General features: G+C 46.2%; 16 protein-coding genes. 6 read left to right on the plus strand and 10 right to left on the minus strand.

Features of this window, described 5'->3' with window-relative positions:
- The first annotated feature begins 95 nt into the window (after window positions 1-95).
- On the plus strand, window positions 96-815 hold the full coding sequence (locus JGK36_RS30055) for a TPM domain-containing protein (RefSeq protein WP_293198945.1): 720 nt from the start codon (window positions 96-98) through the stop codon (window positions 813-815).
- Window positions 816-859: 44 nt separating this feature from the next.
- On the opposite strand, the gene JGK36_RS30060 is transcribed toward JGK36_RS30055, so the two are convergent.
- A complete protein-coding gene (locus JGK36_RS30060) occupies window positions 860-1,243 on the minus strand; it encodes a DUF4346 domain-containing protein (protein ID WP_293175847.1) in 384 nt (127 codons plus the stop codon).
- A 261-nt stretch (window positions 1,244-1,504) separates the two neighbouring features.
- Here JGK36_RS30060 and dcm point away from each other — a divergent pair, with 261 nt between their 5' ends.
- Window positions 1,505-2,467, plus strand: a complete 963-nt coding sequence (dcm, locus tag JGK36_RS30065) for a DNA (cytosine-5-)-methyltransferase (protein ID WP_293198939.1) — start codon at window positions 1,505-1,507, stop codon at window positions 2,465-2,467.
- 57 nt (window positions 2,468-2,524) lie between these two features.
- Here dcm and JGK36_RS30070 read toward each other — a convergent pair whose 3' ends face one another.
- The 4 genes from JGK36_RS30070 to JGK36_RS30085 all read right to left on the minus strand — a co-directional run bounded on the left by JGK36_RS30070 (window position 2,525) and on the right by JGK36_RS30085 (window position 6,591).
- Entirely contained in the window at window positions 2,525-2,911 is a 387-nt protein-coding gene (locus tag JGK36_RS30070; protein WP_293198941.1) for a hypothetical protein, read from the minus strand.
- Between the two features lie 128 nt (window positions 2,912-3,039).
- Complete coding sequence (locus tag JGK36_RS30075; protein ID WP_293175591.1) at window positions 3,040-3,450, minus strand: hypothetical protein; 411 nt, start codon at window positions 3,448-3,450, stop codon at window positions 3,040-3,042.
- Between the two features lie 162 nt (window positions 3,451-3,612).
- A complete protein-coding gene (locus tag JGK36_RS30080) occupies window positions 3,613-5,421 on the minus strand; it encodes an aspartate kinase (RefSeq protein ID WP_293175589.1) in 1,809 nt (602 codons plus the stop codon).
- A gap of 405 nt (window positions 5,422-5,826) precedes the next feature.
- Window positions 5,827-6,591, minus strand: coding sequence for a Uma2 family endonuclease (locus tag JGK36_RS30085; protein ID WP_293189804.1), 765 nt, complete (start codon window positions 6,589-6,591; stop codon window positions 5,827-5,829).
- A 49-nt stretch (window positions 6,592-6,640) separates the two neighbouring features.
- Here JGK36_RS30085 and JGK36_RS30090 point away from each other — a divergent pair, with 49 nt between their 5' ends.
- Window positions 6,641-7,300, plus strand: coding sequence for an HAD family hydrolase (locus JGK36_RS30090; RefSeq protein ID WP_293198942.1), 660 nt, complete (start codon window positions 6,641-6,643; stop codon window positions 7,298-7,300).
- Between the two features lie 612 nt (window positions 7,301-7,912).
- On the plus strand, window positions 7,913-11,257 hold the full coding sequence (locus tag JGK36_RS30095; RefSeq protein WP_293198943.1) for a PAS domain S-box protein: 3,345 nt from the start codon (window positions 7,913-7,915) through the stop codon (window positions 11,255-11,257).
- 433 nt (window positions 11,258-11,690) lie between these two features.
- Here JGK36_RS30095 and JGK36_RS30100 read toward each other — a convergent pair whose 3' ends face one another.
- Window positions 11,691-11,969, minus strand: coding sequence for a hypothetical protein (locus JGK36_RS30100; RefSeq protein ID WP_293175580.1), 279 nt, complete (start codon window positions 11,967-11,969; stop codon window positions 11,691-11,693).
- Between the two features lie 353 nt (window positions 11,970-12,322).
- Here JGK36_RS30100 and JGK36_RS30105 point away from each other — a divergent pair, with 353 nt between their 5' ends.
- Together JGK36_RS30105 and JGK36_RS30110 are read left to right on the plus strand one after the other, a co-directional pair.
- Window positions 12,323-13,054 (plus strand): sucrose-phosphate phosphatase, encoded by a 732-nt coding sequence (locus tag JGK36_RS30105; protein WP_293189806.1) that lies wholly within the window; start codon window positions 12,323-12,325, stop codon window positions 13,052-13,054.
- 127 nt (window positions 13,055-13,181) lie between these two features.
- Window positions 13,182-13,535 carry a DUF6464 family protein gene (locus tag JGK36_RS30110; RefSeq protein WP_293175576.1) on the plus strand — a complete coding sequence of 118 codons (354 nt, stop codon included), beginning with the start codon at window positions 13,182-13,184 and terminating at the stop codon, window positions 13,533-13,535.
- A gap of 86 nt (window positions 13,536-13,621) precedes the next feature.
- Here JGK36_RS30110 and JGK36_RS30115 read toward each other — a convergent pair whose 3' ends face one another.
- The 4 genes from JGK36_RS30115 to JGK36_RS30130 all read right to left on the minus strand — a co-directional run bounded on the left by JGK36_RS30115 (window position 13,622) and on the right by JGK36_RS30130 (window position 19,533).
- Window positions 13,622-13,972, minus strand: a complete 351-nt coding sequence (locus tag JGK36_RS30115) for a hypothetical protein (RefSeq protein WP_293175574.1) — start codon at window positions 13,970-13,972, stop codon at window positions 13,622-13,624.
- Between the two features lie 76 nt (window positions 13,973-14,048).
- Window positions 14,049-14,357 (minus strand): DUF1830 domain-containing protein, encoded by a 309-nt coding sequence (locus JGK36_RS30120; RefSeq protein WP_293175572.1) that lies wholly within the window; start codon window positions 14,355-14,357, stop codon window positions 14,049-14,051.
- 1,073 nt (window positions 14,358-15,430) lie between these two features.
- Window positions 15,431-15,817 (minus strand): response regulator, encoded by a 387-nt coding sequence (locus JGK36_RS30125; RefSeq protein WP_293154432.1) that lies wholly within the window; start codon window positions 15,815-15,817, stop codon window positions 15,431-15,433.
- Window positions 15,818-16,080: 263 nt separating this feature from the next.
- Window positions 16,081-19,533, minus strand: coding sequence for a PAS domain S-box protein (locus tag JGK36_RS30130; protein WP_293198944.1), 3,453 nt, complete (start codon window positions 19,531-19,533; stop codon window positions 16,081-16,083).
- Window positions 19,534-19,858 lie beyond the last annotated feature (325 nt).

A 19,858-nucleotide genomic window follows, 5' to 3' on the forward strand; every position in this document is an offset into this window, starting at 1 on the left:
ACTTTCATCACACCGAACTCTTGCGACTCCAAGGCGGTAGTAACAACAAATGTAAAGCCGTCCTGAAAGGACGGGGTTTCAAACCCATTTTTCTGATGACTAGACTAGAGCAATTATTTAACTGGAGAAATTATCTCCAACAAGCGGCTGTGGCGATCGCGATCGTCCTGATCGCATCCCAGATAGCGGTATTGCCGGCATTGGCGACGGGCGTTTACGAAATGCCAGTGTTGTCGGCGGGCGATCGAACTTGGGTGTGGGACAAAGGCGACGTACTCAGCCGGAGTACCGAAAGCAACGTCAGCAGCGTGCTCGACACCCTGGAACAGAAAACAGGAAAACAAGTCAGGTTTGTCACTATCCACCGCCTAGACTACGGCGAAACGGCTGCGACTTTCACCGACCAACTGTTTGAACAGTGGTTTCCCGCAAAAGAAGACCAGGATAACCAAATTTTACTCGTTCTCGACACTGTTACCAACAGCGCGGCAATTCGCACCGGCGAAGGGGTAAAGTCACTGCTAAGCGATGAAATTGCCCAGAGTGTAGCTGGGGAAACTGTGCAAGTGCCGCTGCGAGAAGGTAATAAATACAACGAGGCATTTTCCGAAGCTAGTTCCCGGATTGCGACTGTGATGTCCGGCGAACCAGATCCGGGCGCGCCTAAAGTTGTTGATAACATTCAAGTTGAAGGCACGTTTAAAAAAGCTGAAGAAACAGACCAAGGTAATGCCACAGTTGTTGTGGTTGTGCTGTTGGTGTTGGCGACAGTGATTCCGATGGTGACTTATTTCTGGTACCAAGGTTTTTCTTGAACAGTTGACAGTTGACAGTTGACAGTTGACAGTTGACGCTGGGACTAATCTTGAACGTATTCTCGATCGTTCAACAAAGCAAGTTCTGCCCGCACAAATTCCCGTCCCAGATAAGCCGCGTGATCGAACATTGTCACCGGGCTGGGGCGGGTTTCTTCTAGGATTTTGACGCAAAGTTCTTTGGCGGTTCTGCCACTAAAAAGCGTGCACTGAGTGCGTTCTACTTTGCCGCGGGCGGGGATGGGTTTGCCGGTTTCGGGATCGACGGCGAGGCCGCGATCGTCGATAATGTTGGTGAAGTGTTTGGCGCAAATTAGGCTGGTTTCGCGATCGATGTAAATGATGAAGTAGCCGCCCGGATCGAGGTCGATGTGGCGTTTGGACAGCTTGTCGTCGATGGCGGTGAGGTTTTCCAAGGTTTGACTCATGGTTGGTGAAAGGAAGTAGATAATGGCTGTATTTGGTTCTGCTATTTCTAGTTTAGTGGGCTGCGGGACAAGTTTGGGAGTTTTTTGGGCGATCGACATTCTACCCGATATCTGCATACACGGCAATTCCCTGTGGGATGTCGGTTTTTGTTTAGATTAGTTTTTTGAACCACAGAGAGCGCAGAGAGCGCAGAGTGGAAGAAGAGAGAGGAACAAAATCTGTTATTATTAGATTTAGTAATGTTTTACGTTAAATTATAGATGAAATTTATAGACTTATTTTCAGGCATAGGAGGTTTCAGACAAGGTTTTGAAAAAATGGGCTTTGAATGTGTTTTTTCCTGCGAAATTAACAGCAAATGCCGGGAAGTGTACGCAGATAATTTCGGAGAATTGCCTTTTCCAGACATCAGTAACATCAATCCAGCCGAGTTGGCAGACTTTGATGTTTTAGTAGCTGGGTTTCCGTGCCAACCTTTTAGCATCTGCGGCAAAAAGCTGGGTTTTGAAGATACTAGAGGGACGCTGTTTTTCGAGATTTGTAAAATTATTAAAGTAAAGCAACCTCAAGTAGTTGTTCTGGAAAATGTCAAGCATTTAATCCATCACAACAAGGGAAATACCTTAAAAGTAATTATTGCCAGCCTTGAAGATTTGGGATACAGCGTAAATCATCAAATTCTAAATGCTAAAGACTTTGGCATTCCTCAACATCGCGAACGAATATTCATTATTGCAACTAAGGGTAAAGAATTCAATTTTTTTCGACTTAAAACCAAGTTTCCGCCAAAACTCAGGGAATTTCTAGACGAGACAGGAGATTTTGAAATATTGGACAAATCCGAGTATACTTTAATTGAATATCCGAGAAAGCAGGATTCGGGATTGTTATTTGTAGGCTATAGGAATAAAGGTACTTGGAAAACTGGCGTCAGGCCGAATACAGAACATTTATCGAGAGTTCACAGACAGCCGAATCGCATTTATTCGGTGGATGGCGTGCATCCGACAATTCCTTCGCAAGAAACATCGGGCAGGTTTTTTATCTATTTTCGCGATCGAGATTTGGTGCGAAAGCTGACGCTGAAGGAATGCTACCGTCTGATGGGTTTTCCTGAAGATTTTAAGAGTTATCCGAGTGCGGGGGAAAGTTACAAGCAAATTGGAAATTCGGTTTGCGTGCCGGTGGTGGAGGCGATCGCGAAAGAAATACTCGACGGTTGAAACCGCCGAGTATTATCAGGGGTTTTTAACCCGGATTTAATCTGAAAACTTGCTCAGCTATGTTTGCGAAGGTGTCCATACAATTCTCGATCGCTCTGCTAACAAATCAGCTAATCTTTCAGCCCTGTCTCGGTCATCTTTCACCTGAGGTAAACCGACAATCAGAGCGTGGGATGCTGAATCAGGTACTGCATCTAAACCTAATTCACGAATTTGTCCTACTTGCAGACTAGCAACTCCGAAACAATTGTTGAACTTTGCTGCACATTGTTCGGGTGAACAAACACTGGCAATTGTTACCGATAAACCAGGCTCATTGGGTCGAAGTAAATAAGCGAAAAGTAAAACTATATCGCTGGTTTCATCAATCCATTGTCTCCGAAGTAAAGCTCTATAGACAATAGCACTGTCAGCTAAAGAATCGAATTCATAGTTTGTAGTCATAAGTATTTAGTCATAAAAATGTCATTCGCAGAACAAATTGGATAAATTTTATCCACGAACAATAATTATTATAGCACTTCATTACATATTTAAGACTGCATCTGAGTGACTCCTCTAAAATTTATCAGTCATACCTGGTTAAACCACTCTAGCCAATGAACTAACGTTGACGCGGAAATGAGATCTTCCGATTTATATTCCTGATTCTTCTGATGATAAATGTAAGCTTTCCCCTCGGCATTAGATGGGCAGAATAACCTGACTCTACAATCAGTATTTAGATTTTGCCAAGCCAGTCTAATACTACCTTGGTCATCTGTACCAATCGAGCATTTAGGAAAACTGTTCCCCATACTATCATAGGCTTCAGCAATTAATTTCATCGCTGTCCTGAAAGCATATTCAGTTGGTCTTAAAATTCCGTACTCATCCTCTTCTTCTAAATCTAAAAGTTCTAGCAGACCTTCAACAGTGATGCGAAAATTCGATAAACCGCTATTGCTGCTGGTATCAGTAATTTTTTCGTTAGCTACTGTCATAAGATTAAATTCCTTTTAGTCGATCGCCAATTCGATCCTAACACAGTTTAATGCTCGGGAATTTGCAGTAAGAACTTTTGTTGCTAGTTCATAATAAATTAGGACTGAAGTCCTTACTACAAACCTGTAAGAAAGGACTAAAGTCCTGAGTCCGAACCTTTATCAGGCGGGAACTTGGATTCTTTCACTCCCCGAAAGCTCAAACGCGGCGTGAATTGCTTTCAAAGCTGTGACACCTTGTGCTTCATCCACAACGCAGCTAATTTTAATCTCGGAAGTCGCAATCATTTGAATGTTGATTTTGTGCTGCGAAAGCGCTTCAAACATCTTTGCCGCTACTCCCGGATGCGCTACCATCCCGGAACCGACTACGCTAACTTTGGCGATTTCTGTATCGACTGCTACTTCGCCCCAGCCGAATTCAACGGCTGATTTTTCCAAGACTGTTTTCGCAGATTCGGCGTCAATTTGTGCTACGGTAAATGCAATATCGCGGGTTAAGATGCCGTCGATATTGTGGCAGCGTTGCGATTGAATGATTGTATCTACGCTGATATTTTCTTCGGCTAACAGTCCGAACAGTTTTGCTGCTACTCCGGGGCGATCGGGTAATTGGCGAATTGCCAGACGCGCTTGATTGAGATCCAACGCTACAGCCCTGACTGCGGGCGGTTTGTTCGATGAGGAATGCAGCCCGACAGGGGAGTTGGCGACATCAAATGCTTTGCAGAGTTCGGCAACTGCCCGATCGCAATCCGTAGCATCGATCGTACAACTAACCTTCACCTCGGAAGTGGAAATCATCTGAATGTTAATTCCCGCATCCGCCAAAGTCTTAAACATCTCGGCTGCTACCCTCGGCCGCCCGATCATTCCCGCACCCGCAATGCTAACTTTAGCTATGGGTCGTTCCTCTGCTTTCACTTCGGGTTCCCCCAATTCTGGGCGAGAATTCTTACCCAAGGCGGGGACAATTGCATCTGCAACCGCGACAGCTTGATTCAGCGAATTTCGCCTGACTGTAAAGGCGATATCGTTCGTATTTCCTTCGTGAATTGATTGGATAATTAAGTCTACATCGAGATTTTGCTGCGCGATCGCACCAAACAACCGCGCTGCTACTCCCGGGCGATCGGGCAAACGCAACAGCGACACCCCCGCCTGATCCAAGTCAAATTCCACCGCATCGACCGCTTTTGCGAGCTCCAAGCCCTCCAAAGGCCGGGGTTGGGGGGGAGGCGACACCACCCGCGTACCGGGGGCGTCACTCCAGCTAGAAAGCACGATCAGCGGCACGCCGTAATTTTTGGCAATCTCGACGGCGCGCGGATGCAGGACTTTTGCACCCAAACTCGCCAATTCCAGCATTTCGTCGCAGGTGATCTCATCCATCAATTGCGCGTCGGCTACCAAGCGCGGATCTGTAGTTAGAATTCCGGGCACGTCGGTATAAATTTCGCATCTGTCGGCCCGCAGCGCTGCGGCGAGGGCTACTGCTGTGGTATCGGAACCGCCGCGCCCCAAGGTGGTGATTTCCAATTCTCCGGCGTCGGCGATGCCTTGAAAACCGGCAACGACGACAACTTTTCCGCTATTTAACTGGGTTTCCATGCGCGCCGGATCGATTCGCAAAATCCGGGCGCGGGTGTGGGCGGCTTCGGTGACGATGCCGACTTGGGCGCCGGTGAGGGAAATTGCGGGCTGTCCCATTTCCTGCAATGCCATACTCAAAAGTGCGATCGATACTTGTTCCCCAGTGGAAAGCAACATATCCATTTCCCGTTTGTTGGGATTTGGGGAAATTTCCTTAGCGAGTTTCACTAAACCGTCGGTGGTTTTCCCCATTGCTGAAAGTACGACGACGAGGGAGTTTCCAAGCTGTACTGTTTTGACTACTCGTCGGGCTACTTCTAAAATGCGATCGACTGTACCAACCGATGTTCCACCATATTTCTGAACAATTAGTGCCATAGGACTTACACAAAAGTGATGCAATACTTTACTAATCAATTAATATACGCAAATTCTGGATTAGAACCGATGTCAATCTTGTTTTTGGGGCTGGTAGCTGCCAATCAAGAAACCGGGTTTTTGGCGAGATTGAGGGTTTGAATCGAATACTTGGGCGAAAAAACCCGGTTTCTCGTCACCGCTGCTTCAACAGTTGACAGTTGACAGTTGACAGTTGACAGTTGACAGTTGACAGTTGACAGTTTGAGAGCGACCTCTACCCTTAAGTCCGAGGATTGGAGTAATGAATAGTCTGATTGGGCTTTCAAGCAATTCTTTCTGGTAGGTTCAAAGAAACCGGGTTTTTGGGAGATTGAGGATTTTTTGCGAATATTTTGGCGGAAAAACCCGGTTTCTGGCTACCTATTAGCTGCCTTCTAACTCTCGCAAACGCGCTTCTAAAGCTTGAATTCGCAACTCAGCTTCTATGCGCCTTTGTCGTTCTTGTTCTGCTGCTAATTCGGCTTGTTCTGCCCGTTCATCAGCGGCCAGCAGCAAATTCCCCTCAGCATCCCACCAGCGCAGCCAAGGCAGTTCTACGCCCTGATAAACTCCTTGCCAAATGCCCAATTCCAATCCCATTGGCTCGATTTGGTAATGTCCGCGCTGATTTTCTGACATTAACTCAAATCTATCTTCTACCAAATGATAGCATTCTATTTTGGCTTTTTTGACTTCATAAATTCCGTAAAAAGCAGGTCTAATAATCCGTTCGTAAATCCAGAATTTCCCCTTTTTGGGAGTTTTATCTCTTTCTTCGCTGCCATCTCCCGAAACAAATTCTAGTATAATTAACGGCGGCATTAATTCTTTCCACATCACATAGGAACGCCGCATATTTCCGTCGAGAGTTGGCGGCACGTCGGGCACGTAAAACCAATCTGGTGCTTCGGCTCCTTTTTCGGGCGGTTCCGGGGGTTGCGCTACTCGCCAGTAAATACCTGAATCTTGACCGATGCAGTATTGTCCGTCGGGATGAACTTGGTCTAGAATAGGTCTAATTGATGTTGTTAAGAGGATGCTTTGAGGGTGTTCTTGAAAGTTTTTCACAAAAGTACCGTCGGAGTCTGGTAATTGAGTGTGGTCTGGAAAGTCTGTTGCTAAAAATTCGGGTTTTTCGGTGACATTCATCTTGACCTCTTGAATGTTTAAAGATTATACTTCACACTGGGAACGGAATATGAGTCAGTACAAGTTAATTATTTTCGACTTTGACGGCACTTTGGCAATTACTCATAAAGCCATTATATCTTGCATTACTAAAACTTTTGAAAGTTTTGGTAATACACCGCCTGAGGCAGATATAATTCAAGGGACGATCGGCATTAATTTACCAAATACTTTTAAAATGCTTCATCCGGCGATCGAGGAAAGCGCAATTCCCGAATGGGTTGAAACTTACCGCTCTTATTATCGGACTGAAGGTGAAAAGCAGCTCGATTTATTTCCTGGTACCAAGCAAATTTTGCAGTTGGCGAGCAAGTCGGGATTGAGCTTGATAGTTTTCAGCAACAAACACCTGAGTTTTGTAAATCTGTTCCTGGAAAAGTTGAGAATTAACGGTTTTTTTGATTTGATTTTAGGTGATGACGGACAAATTATTCAAAAACCCAATCCAAGTGTTTTTCACTCGATAATTAAACCGCTGTTCCCGGATTTGGATAACAGTCAAGTGTTAATGGTTGGCGATACAGCGGTTGATTTGCTGTTTGCTAAAAATGCTGGGATAGATGTTTGTTGGGCGGCTTACGGATATGGCGATCGCGCTGAGTGTCTGGCCCTAGCACCGACTTTTGCGATCGATGATATTTCCGAACTGGCTGCGATCGTTCAAAATTAATCTTGACTCGGTTTTTTTTCAGAATAGTTTGGATCGTTTAACAACTAAAAAAGATTTGATTAAAAACATTTCACTAGAGCTAGAGTTTCTATTTTGGCTCTAGAGGTAAAACTTTATTGCCGGCAGCAGTAAGCCGACTAAACGCTGTTAATTAATATTAGTTTTAAAAATGAATGCAACTGTAGGTAAACTCCCAACTGCGAGATTCATCAGCAAGTCCCAATCTAAAGTCTAAAATCTCAAATGGTATAAACTATACCAGAGATAGAGAAGGCGCGACAACAACTATTATAAGTTAACGGGTAAGAGTCGTTTGAATGCAAAAATTACAAGGTAGAAGGCAAGAAAAACCCGGCACACTGATTTATTGTTGGTATAATTTAATGCATAAATTTTGGAGGATGATTTTCTAACTTCGACATATAGTGGATCTAGCTCTCATATTCGCGGACGTTGTTGGGAAGAGGGCCCTCTTAATTTAAGGGTTATATAAGCTGTCAGTCATACCTCATCTTTTTGAGAAAGGCTATATAAGAAAATAGGAAATTTTTGTTAAAATTGCAGGGTATGCTGCCGATCGCGATCGATAATAAACTCAATCTATAAAAACTTATGCAGATCGATATAAGTATTCCTTTTGACAATCTATCGCCGAATCGTACCGGCCCCAATGCACCGAATTTAATAGAAGAAGTATGGAGGCTGTACGATCGCGCCCTGGCAGCTACCAGCAACGGCATCGCGATCGCGGACGCTACACTTCCGGACAACCCAATCGTCTACTGCAACCCAGCCTTCGAGAAGATTACAGGCTACGATCGCAGCGAAATCATCGGACACAACTGCCGTTTCCTGCAAGGCCCGGATACCGATCGCGCAGCCGTCGATCGCATCCGCGCAGCCCTGCGAGAACAACACGACTGCAAAGTAGTTCTGAAAAACTACCGCAAAGACGGCACGCCCTTCTGGAATGAACTCACCATCTCACCGGTGCGCGATAGCAGCGGCACCGTTACCCACTTCATCGGCGTCCAAGCTGAGATCACCGATCGCATTCAAGCAGAAGAAGCCCTCAAACAAGCCGAGGCAAAATACCGCAGCATCTTTGAAAACGCCACCGAAGGCATATTTCAAATCGCCCCAGACGGGCGCTACCTCAGCGCCAACCCGGCACTCGCCCGCATCTACGGCTACGATTCTCCGTCAGAACTGATCGCAAAATGTTCGGCAACAAACATTTATGTCGATCGCACCCGCCGCGCCCAATTCGTCGCTACTATTACCAAAAAAGGCTCCCTGAAAGAGTTTGAGTCCTGCATACTCCGCCGGGACGGCAGCACTACCTGGATCTCGGAAAACGTGCGCGAAGTTGAGGGCGAAAACGGCGAACTCCTTTACTACGAGGGAACCGTCGCCGAAATCGCCGATCGCAAGCGCGCTGAAGCAGCCCTGGGCGATCGAGAATATTGGCTGAAAACCGCGATCGATGCCGTACCCGACGCAGTCAACCTCACAGACAGCGAGGGGCGCTGGCTGATTGCTAACGACTGCGCCCTCCAACTTTTGGGCCTCGATACCTCAGACTACCAGGGCAAAACTACCGCCGAACTTGCTGCTACTGCCGATCCGAGAGTCAGAGAAATCCTGCTAACTTGGCAAGAAACCGAGGAAACTACCTGGGAAGCCGGTACTCTGACTTGCACCCGCCAAGTTGTCTCCTTACCTACAGGCGGCAGCAATTGGTTTGAAGTGCGGAAAGTGCCGCTGTTTAACCCCGACGGTTCCCGCAAAGGCATGGCAGTGGCGGGGCGGGACATCACTCAGGAAGTCGAAGCAGAGGCAGCTTTGCGGGACAGCGAACAGCGGTTTCGGGCAATTTTTGAACGCGCTGCGATCGGCATGACAGTGGCTACCCTCGAAGGCGTGGCGATCGCGACTAATCCGGCATTTCAAGCTATGCTGGGGCGATCGGAAGCCCAACTGCGCGGCGCCGGCATCGACGACTGGGCGCATCCGGAAGACGCAAAGTCCGATCGCCACTTGCGCCAACAGTTGGTCTCAGGATCGCGCGAAGCTTACCAAATCGAGAAGCGCTACCTCCGCCTAGACGGCAGCATCAGGTGGGGACGCCTCAGCGCCTCTGTCATCCACAGCAGTCACGAAACGCCACAGTTTATTTTGGAAATGGTAGAGGATATTACCGATCGCAAACTTGCCGAATCAGCTTTACTGCAAAATGAAGCTAAGTGGCGATCGCTAATTCTCAACAGTTCCGACATCATTACCATTCTCGACGGCTGCGGTCGCATTGTTTACGAAAGCCCTTCTGTAGAAACAGTCTTGGACTACGAACCAGAGGAACTCATCGGTCAAATTGCCCTCGATTTCATTCACCCTGACGACCTGCCCTCGGCGATTTCCGACGGCGAAAAACTGCTCGCAAATCCCGGCGATCCGATCGCCCTCAAAGGTCGGTTCCGGCGCCCTGACGGTTCTTGGTGTTTTCTCGAAGGAGTCGGCATCAACTTGCTAGCAGACCCCGCTGTGAACGGAATTGCGATCAACTCCCGCGACATGACGGCGCGCAGACAAGCAGAGTACCGCCTCAGCAAAATCAACGAGTGCTTTTTGGGATTCACCACCGACGCGGGCTTGAACATTCAGCGCCTGACATCCTTAGCCGGCGAGCTTTTGGGCGGCAGCAGCGCCATCTACAGCCACGTCGGAGGCGGGCTGCTGCGCGCGATCGCGACTTGGCAAGCGCCGCCCGATTACCCAGAGGTCGATCGCGCCGAAGGCCATGTCTGCACCGATGTCTGCCACCAAGCCAGCGATCGGGCTGTGGCGATTCCTGACTTGCAGAACACGATCTACGGCGAAATCGATCCCGCTGTTATCCGCTACCAACTCAAAAGCTATCTGGGACAAGCAGTCAGGCTGGGTGAGAATTACGTGGGTGCCGTGTGCGTAGTCTACACCGAGTCGATCGCACCCACAGAAGCCGACTGCAAGCTGATCGGAATTATCGCTGGGGCGATCGGAGTTGAGGAAGAACGGGCTGCTGCTGCCGATCGCGATCGACAAAAATCCCAGGAATTGCAAACAGCTTTGCGCGAATTGCAACAAACTCAAATGCAATTAGTCCAAACCGAAAAAATGTCTTCCCTCGGGCAAGTGCTAGCAGGAATTGCCCACGAAATTAACAACCCAGTTGGCTTTGTCGCCGGCAATCTCTGCCACGTCCGCGGCTACGTTCTCGACTTGCTAGACATCGTGCAGATGTATCGAGAAGAATTGCCGAATCCCCCAGCCAAAATTCAGAAACAAGCTGAAGATATAGACTTAGAATTTTTAGCAGAAGACCTGCCCAAATTGCTAAATTCGATGCACACAGGATGCGATCGAATTGTAGAAATCATTCAAACTCTCCGCAATTTTTCCCGGGCAGACGAAGCTAAATTCAAGCCTGCCGACCTTCACGAAGGTTTAGAAAGTACCTTGTTAATGTTGAACAGCAGGCTAAAAGCCAAGGCACACTGGCAGGGAATTGAAGTAATTAAAGAATACGGAGAACTGCCAAAAATACCATGTCATCCCGGACAGCTCAATCAGGTATTTATGAATATCTTGGCAAATGCAATCGACGCTTTAGAAGAAAGCAGCAGCCCAGCCACAAATACCCCCAATTCAAGTTTTCCAGCAATCACAATCAAAACTGAAATGATTGATAACAATAGAATTTATATTCGCATCTCAGACAACGGCCCGGGAATTCCCCAAGATAATATCGTGCGTTTATTTGACCCATTTTTTACCACAAAGCCCGTAGGTAAAGGCACCGGTTTGGGTTTGTCAATTTCGCATCAAATTGTGGTTGAAAAACACAAAGGTAAATTGCAGTGCCTCTCGGAACCTGGGAAAGGCACTGAATTTATCATCGAACTTCCAATTCAATAAGAAATGAGAATTAAATAACTTATAATCTTTATTGTTCTTGTGGGATGGGCGTCCCCCCCGTCCTTTGTGTACGGGCGGGACGCCCATCCCACTTTCAAGAGTGTAAATTATTTAATATGCGATCCTAAGCTCGTTTCTTCCACCTTGTACCATATTCGATCTAATACCAAGAAAAAAAAATCGTTGTTTTCTCACATATTTTCGTGCTTGGCGTCGCTCGATTTTCGCTCTTTTTTTGGTACGATATTTCTGCGACGCAACCTACAGATACTAATCATATCATGTCCGGTCGATTACCATAACAAAAATGGTTTGTAGTGCGGACTTCAGTCCGCAGCATTTTACGGACTGAAGTCCGCACTACAAACCTTTCGTAGTCCGGTTAATCCAGCGGACACCATATCAGTGATTCCCAAATCTAAAATCTCAAATCCTATGACTTCTGTCGCCTCTTGTTGTATACTAAGGAGATCAGAGGTGTCAGTCTGGCTGCTAGTTTCGGCACTGTACCGACTTCAGTAGCTTTTTCAGACTGAGGAAAGTTTGTAATTTCTAACTCATTTGGGGGCAATTTACGAATTGCCCCCTTACTTTTGGGGCTGTTGCTGCGATCGCCCGCGTGCTGTATCTTGTCATAAAGCTCGATCGACAATTCAATCAATCCGCCAGCCCTTCTCCCCGATAGCTGCGACACTTCCACCTCAACCCCCATCAGCCTTTCGTCTGACAGACTCCCTCGCTAGCGCAACTTCTGGACTTGAGTTATCCTGAACCTAATCCATTGTGGCAGCTTGACGCCCCCTGTCGCACCACAAACCAACAAAAGATCACAAAAACTAAGATAATTTTATTCTTGTAATTAAGTCTTGTAATTAAGGAATTACCAGAAACAATTGGTTGAAAGCCCGCCCGCCCGATCGGGAGAAATTAAAATCAGACTATTCATTAGTCCAATCCTCGGACTTCCTTTGTCAAGTGTCCTCAATCGGTCAACTATCAACTGTCAACTGTCAACTGTCAACTGTCAACTGTCAACTGTCAACTGAACAATTCCCAATTATCAAAATGAAATTCTTATTAGTGACAGATTTAGACAACACATTAGTCGGAGATGACGAAGCAACTCAACTTTTAAACCAGCACTTGCGATCAAAGCGATCGCAAATTTGTTTAGTTTACGCTACCGGGCGTTCCCATGCTTCAACCTGCGAGTTAATTTCCCAAAAGCAACTGCTAGCCCCCGACTATACGATCGCAGGTGTAGGCAGCGAGATTTACCAAAATGCCACCCTCGATTTAGATTGGGCGGAATATATTTCTCAAAACTGGGATAAAATTGCGATCGCCTCTTTAGCTCAACAGTTTAAGCAGCTTAAAGCCCAATCCCTAACAGAACAAAATCCTTGGAAAATCAGTTATTGTCTGGAACCAGAAGCAGACAACAGCTCGATTCTCCAGGAATTGCAGCAAAAATTAACCGCATCGGGACTAGCAGCTCAAATCATTTTTAGCAGCAATCGCGATCTAGATATCTTACCAAAAACTAGCAATAAAGGCAATGCCCTAACTTATTTACAACAGCGCCTCCAAATTCCATCGGACGCAACATTAGTTTGCGGCGATTCTGGCAATGATATTAGTATGTTTGAACAGGATGTTCGGGGAATAATCGTTGCTAACGCTATGTCAGAACTCTTAGCATGGCATCGCGAATATGGTACTGAAAATCATTATTTAGCTGGCTCTGCTTGCGCTGGGGGAATCCTGGAAGGAATGACTTATTTTTGGGAATTTTGATGGTATAAAAGGCCATTAAAGGTTCGTAGTGAGGACTTTAGTCCTCATAAGATCAGAGGACTGAAGTCCTCACTACAAACACGGAGATTGCGATACCATCAGCTTGTACTCGCTTGTCGCACCGCACATGGAACAAAATACTTTACCAGTAGAAGTGATTCTCTCTCACTCCCGCCAATCCCTAGGGAACATTCGGCTGGATTGGACGCCACAACCGGGGAACTATCTGGATTTAGAGGGAAAAACCTACGCTGTCTTGGAACGCCACCACCGCTATCAACTCAAATCCGGGCGCTACCAACTGCAAAAAATTGCCTTGTACGTGCAGTCTGCCGCACTGCCGACGGAAAGAACATTTGTCAGCGGCATCTGGGTTATCGGAGTTGCTAGCTGCCACTTTAACGCTCGATCGGAAATTCTGCGCTGTGCTGTCAACCCCAATGGCCCCTGCGAGGGCTGCCGCGATTACCAAAAGTGTTGAATGCAAGCTCTGCGTACAGACAATTTTAGCTCGATCGGGCGATCGAGAGTGCCGAGGATCTCGGCATCTCCCTCAATTACCGAAAACTATCTAAACCAACTACCAACTCTAGAATCGAATTTAACTTCTTCCCGAACGCGATAATCTACCTTCTGATAGCTGTGCAGTAAGTCGCGAATGCCAGTATGAATCAAATTTTCTATCTGTAGCAACTGTTCTGAAGAACAGCGAACCTGAACTTTTTGGTTCGCTGACTCGCCGGAGTCGATCGCAGTATATTTATTAGGAACTCTGCTCAGCACGTAAGCAATTAAATCCTGCCGCAAGCCCGAGTGTGAAAAAACCTGTTGGTGGGGATGGTTGGGATAAGACCCCAAGATAATTTCTACTTCCTCTGTGACTACGCCCAAGGTGATATTGACAAGATTTTTCTGCATTTTCCCAATTTCCCAAATACTACTGAACTTAGATATTTGTTGCCCCCGATCCAGTTCGTCTCATTTCTCCGGAACTTTAGCGCGCTAATACCGCATATTTTGCTTCCGGAATAACCCGATCGAACTCAGAACTTACCTCTTCTATAACCCGCAGCACGTAGCAGGGAATATTGTCCGATAAAATAGCACTTGCCACCGCGCCTGTATGAATTTCTAATACTGCTGTTGCCGCAGCTTCAAACATCATTCGCTGCCCCGGAAACATCACTCTTTCAAAGTACCAATTAGGAATGTTTCCAATCCGCAAAACCTGAATTTGGTTAGTAGCATTGGCGTAATAGCACAAGATTTGGTTGTTACCTTGAGAAGATAGCTGATATGACATTTGAGAAATCTCCACACTCTTTAAAAAACTTACTCAGACTTCGCTTTGCCTATTCGTCGCAATTGCGAGTTTGGCTGTTGACAAAATGACCTACTTATTTTCTCGACGTTATTCGACAGCACGAATCACATCCTCAGTTATTAATTTATTTTTGATTGATTTTTCCTGCCAACACTTAGAATACTTGCACCGAAACCAGTTTTTTCCGGTTGAAAAACCCAGTTTGGTTGGTATGCAGTGCCTAACCCCTGATTGATTCAGGTTGGTTGTGTTGTCGCACTCCTCAATCAAAAGTACCGTCACTCACCAAACTCTCCTGACAACAGGTTTGTTTTTTGGCAGCCGGATGCTACTGAGAGTGCGACCTTCACTTGAAGAACCTGGGATAAACATTATCTAAAAAATATGAGGAAATTATGAAGATCGTCATTGTTTTAAATCAATATATTTTGCTCAAAGCATGGATTATAACACTTAGGCAGAAACCGGGTTTTTCCCTACCAACTTCGCTGTATTAGGGAGTATGGCTTAAACCATTTGGTCGATCGAGCAACAATCTGTAATTTATACAACAGTAATCTAAGTATAAATACGCATAAAGCCGATCGACTTTATGGGCAACAAAAGACCCCGACTCCCTGAGGTTATCTCTGGAACTTCTAGGGAATCAGGGTTTGAAGTAACCAATCACCGATCGATCTCAAAGCTAAATCAAAAAAATGAGGAAATTCTGAAAACAGCCCGAAAACTTCGACTTTCCGGGACGGAGAAAGTCGGTTCACCAAGATAATTGCGAGATTTTAGCAAGAGGCTGAGAACCATAAACCGGATTTCCGATCGCCATCCGGCTTAAATTCCCCGTTAGATCAAATCCCGTAGCATCGGAATTAATATTACCCACAGAAAGGACACGGCAGTGCCGTGTCCCTACAATAAATGCTTGCGATGGTTATATTTCTCGATCGCGCGATGGCAAGAGAGCAAGAGAGCCCGTGCTACGATTATTTTGCGGCGCAAGAAACGGCATTGCCGTGTCCTCCTTTGCTGAGAGTTAACAGTCAACTTTCCCCAGCTTAAAGCAACGTTTCCCAACCCAAAATTCCCGCAACTTGCTGCGCCAAACTCAAAGGATCGAAAGGCTTGGCAATCACCCCTGCTACCCCCAAATCAGCAAACTCGTTCAAATCCATCGCCTGCACCTTAGCCGTCAGAAAAATCACCGGAATCTCTCGAGTAGTCGCATTTTTTTGCAGCAAACCAAACAAAGTAACTCCGTCCATATCGGGCATCATTACATCGAGTAGAATAGCATCAGGGACTTGAGTTTCAGCTAAAACCAATCCTTTGCTGGCCTCGGGCGAAATCAGCACCCTCCAGCCACCTAAATGTTCTAGACAAGCCTGAATCACGCTACAGAGGTTTTGTTCGTCATCGATTACCAGAATCTGCTTTGCTGACATAATTAAAACCCTTATTTTAAATTAATCATCGTAAACTGAAAGAAAACTTATATCAATTCCGGCTGCGCTCATACATGATAGAGGAAAGGAGACGGCTTAGCCTTAGTCCCTACCCCAGATTAATTGTAGGGACTAAGGCCAAGCCGTCTCCTCATTTCGGCTAATAATTCCGATGCGATTTGATATTAGTAGGGTGGGCAATGCACACCGATACGCAGTGCCCACCCTATATAGAGTGCGTGCGTTCAAGACTGAAAATAATCTCAAAACTTCTCCCCTTCGCCTTCGGGCGGTGCAGGCACTGTGAAATAGAAACTCGTGCCTTCAGAGACAACACTTTCGGCCCAAATTCTGCCTCCGTGCTGCTGCACGATGCTGCGACAGATAGCCAAACCCAAACCCGTACCTCCTTTTTGGCGGGAGTCAGAACCATCGACCTGTTGAAACCGTCCAAAAATAGTTTCTAGTTTATCAGCAGGAATCCCCCTCCCTCGATCTTTGACTTCAAATAAAACCCGTGAAGCGTAGCTATCCCGTAGGGAATCGACCAAATCTTCAACCCTGACAGTTACTGTACACCCCGGAGCCGAAAATTTAATCGCATTGCTCAACAAATTTACCAGCAGTTGCACAATCCTGTCCGGGTCAGCCCAAATTTGTGCCGTTGCGGGCAAAATCGACAAATTAATCTTATTTTCAGCAGCCACAGACATCACAGCTTCCGCAGACTTCCGCATCAAAACCTGCACATCGCACCACTGCTTAACAATGGTAACTTGGCTCGAATCGAGTCGCTCTAAATCGAGAATATCGTTGACCAAACGCACTAACCGTTCGGTATCGCTTGACGCAATTTCTAACATCTGTTTGGCAGTTTCCGGTCGATCTTTGAGCACCCCAGCCGCCAGCAAACCTAAAGAACCGCGAATTGAGGTTAGCGGCGTTCGCAGTTCGTGGCTCACAATGGAAATAAACTCATTTTTCATTTTTTCAATTGCTCGACTTTCTGTGATATCTGTGACTGTGCCGACGTAACCAATTAGTTGACCTCCATCGGCAAAAATCGGAGCTGCTTTTGCCCGACCAAAACGGATTGTTCCATCTGGCTGGATGTGGCGGAATTCGCAGGAAAGTTCTTCACCAGGCGATCGCAATTCCGACCACTTAGACTGAATTAGTTTGATATCTTCGGGGTGAACAAATCGCATCCAGCCGTCTCCTAAAGCTTCTGCGGCTGTGAAGCCACCAATTGCTTGACAGCGCGGATTTGTATAGGTACATTTCCCCTCAGCATCTATTTTGAAGATGCCGACAGGAGAACTCTCGCTCAGAGAACGAAATAAAGCTTCGCTTTCCCGCAGTTCTGTTTGAGAAATTTCTAGTTCTCTGGTGCGCTGCAAAACTCGCATTTCTAAGAGTTCGTTGAGCTGTTGGAGGGCGGCTTCAGCTTGTTTGCGATCGCTAATGTCGCGCTGCACTGCCACCCAATGGGTAAACCAACCAGTTTCATCTGCGATCGGCACAATGCTCAATTCTACCCAAAATTCCGTCCCGTCTTTGCGGTAATTGATCAAGTCAACCCGCACCGGCTGCCAGGTTTTCAAAGCTCTCCGAATGCGATCGAGACTTGCCCTATTTGTTTTTTCTCCTTGCAAGATGCGCGGCGTTTTGCCCACAACTTCTTCTAGCGTATAGCCGCTCATCCGCGTGAAAGCTGGGTTGACATACAGAATTCGTGGGCCCGGTTCGTCAATCGGTTCAGCTTCGGTAATTAACACCGCGTCGTTAGTCGTGGTGATGACTGATTCCAACAAACGCAACTGTAATTCTTTAGCTTTGCGATCGGTAATTTCTGTAACTGTGCCCACCATCCGCACAGCTTCGCCCGTTTCGGTGTAAAAAAACTTACCTTTCCCTTCCATCCAGTGAATGCTGCCATCGGGCCAAACCACGCGGTGTTCGTGACAGAAATCCGATCGCTCGGCGAGGGCCTGATTCCTAGCATTCTCCAAAGCTTTTAAATCTTCCGGGTGAACGCAAGCTGCAAAACTTTGATCTGTTCCGCCAAAAGTTCCAGGCGCCAATCCAAACAACTCTTCATGTTCCCTCGACCAAACCATGCGATTTTTCTGTATGTCCCAGTCCCAAAATCCAATTTTGGTAGCCGACAAAGCTAAGTTGAGCTGCTGGTTGATTTTCCGCAACTCAATGCTAGCAATAGCAACTCGCAGTTCTCGGGCAATTTCGATTTCGCAAGGCAGCCAAGGCAAAGATTTTGACCTCACAGTTTCTTGCCACAACTCAAAGGAAGTGCGAGGAGACATCAATGGGGTGCCATCCGGTTTAAATTCAATTGGCCAGTCGGGTTTACCTGCCCAGTTGACAGTTTGAATTGCTTCGGGACGGAACCACAAAATGTAATAATTTTGCATCTCGGATATGGCAAGCACCAGCAAACCGCTAGCAATTTTCTTGAATTTCTCCGATGGCGGATACAGTTTTGAGAGAGAATCTGTATAAAAAACATCATTATTTATTTGAGGTTTTATCCAAGCTATTAAGTTTCTGATTTCTCCCAATTCTGGGGTTGTGCCAATGGCTGTTAGATTTTCATTAGCACAGACAACTCCACCGATAGCGCCCACTAATGCCAGCAATTCATCTCGGGATTTAAGTAAACCTTCTACAAAGCAGTGTGATTGAGAAATTTCAGCGATGAATTTATGGCAAATTTCTTTTAAATTAATTGCATAGTCCCGGTCTTCGCTATCTTGTTTGTAGCTGAGTTCTAGATTTACAAACTTTGCTACCAGTTCGCAAGCCGTTCTGGTTTCGTAGTTGATATACTTTGGTGTTCGGTGGTGACAGGCGATCAATCCCCAGAGTTTTCGATCTTTGATTAATGTCACGGTCATGCTAGCGCCAATGTTCATATTCTTGAGATATTGAACGTGGCAAGGCGAAACTGTTCTCAACAAAGATAAGCCCATATCCAGGGGGCGACCGGTCAGCGGATTGCACTCAGGAATTAGTTCTACAGCCTGATAGTGAATATCGGGAATAAATCGAATTAAATTCATGGTGAACTGCTTTCTAGCCTGCGGGGGAATATCGGCAGCCGGATAGTGCATTCCCAATAAAGAAGCCAAATTTTCTGCTTTATCTTCGGCGACGACTTTTCCCGCACCTGTGGCATCAAATTGATAGACGATCGCCCGATCGAACCCAATCATCCTCCGCACCTCTTCTACCACTGTCTGACACAGCAATTGCAGGTTTGGCGTGTTGTGGATTTTGTCGATCGGCTTTTGGACTAAATGATAAGAATTGAAATAATTGCTCGCTTTTGGGGAAACAACCTGCTCTAGTTCAAAAATTAATACCGAACTTAATTGATACAGCGTCCCATGAAAAAAAGACTTGCGGTTTGGAATTTTGAATGATAAGCTGATATCGTTAGTTTGATTGCTGTTTTCACATAAAGCTTTTTGAATCGCCTTAATTTCCTCAGTCTCGACAAATCCATGTAAAAACTTGCCCAAAAGTTCTTGCGGGTAAATGCCGATCGCCTTAAAAGTATTATTGCTAACTTGCAAAATCTTCAACACAGTAGATTCCACCACCAACAGGATGCCGTGAGGTTGAATCGAAGCCGGAGCGTAAATTAATTCGCAGTCGGTGTCATCGCGATCGCCTTTCTCTGACGTTAATACCATTGCTTTCATTTGATTGTGAACATTGATCTAAATCAGCCTGTATTGTTAAATGACCGGGCTCTCCATCCCTCGACGCCATCGCGTCCGAATCCTAGAATTTAATAATCCCAAGTTTTGGCGAAAGCTTACCGGCGTTTCGGACGCCCGCTGCATCATTAGGTGTCAACAATCGCCTAACAACTTTTGTATCTATCGTTTACCGTTGAGGCCAGATCCCCCTCTTGCGGTCAACTGTCAACTGTCAACTGTCAACTGTCAACTGTCAAACGATTTTGGATTTTGGATTTTGGATTGGGGATTGGGGATTGAAGATTTTTGATTGTCA

It is taken from the genome of Microcoleus sp. PH2017_35_SFW_U_B (genome assembly GCF_020737865.1).
Lineage (GTDB): Bacteria > Cyanobacteriota > Cyanobacteriia > Cyanobacteriales > Microcoleaceae > Microcoleus.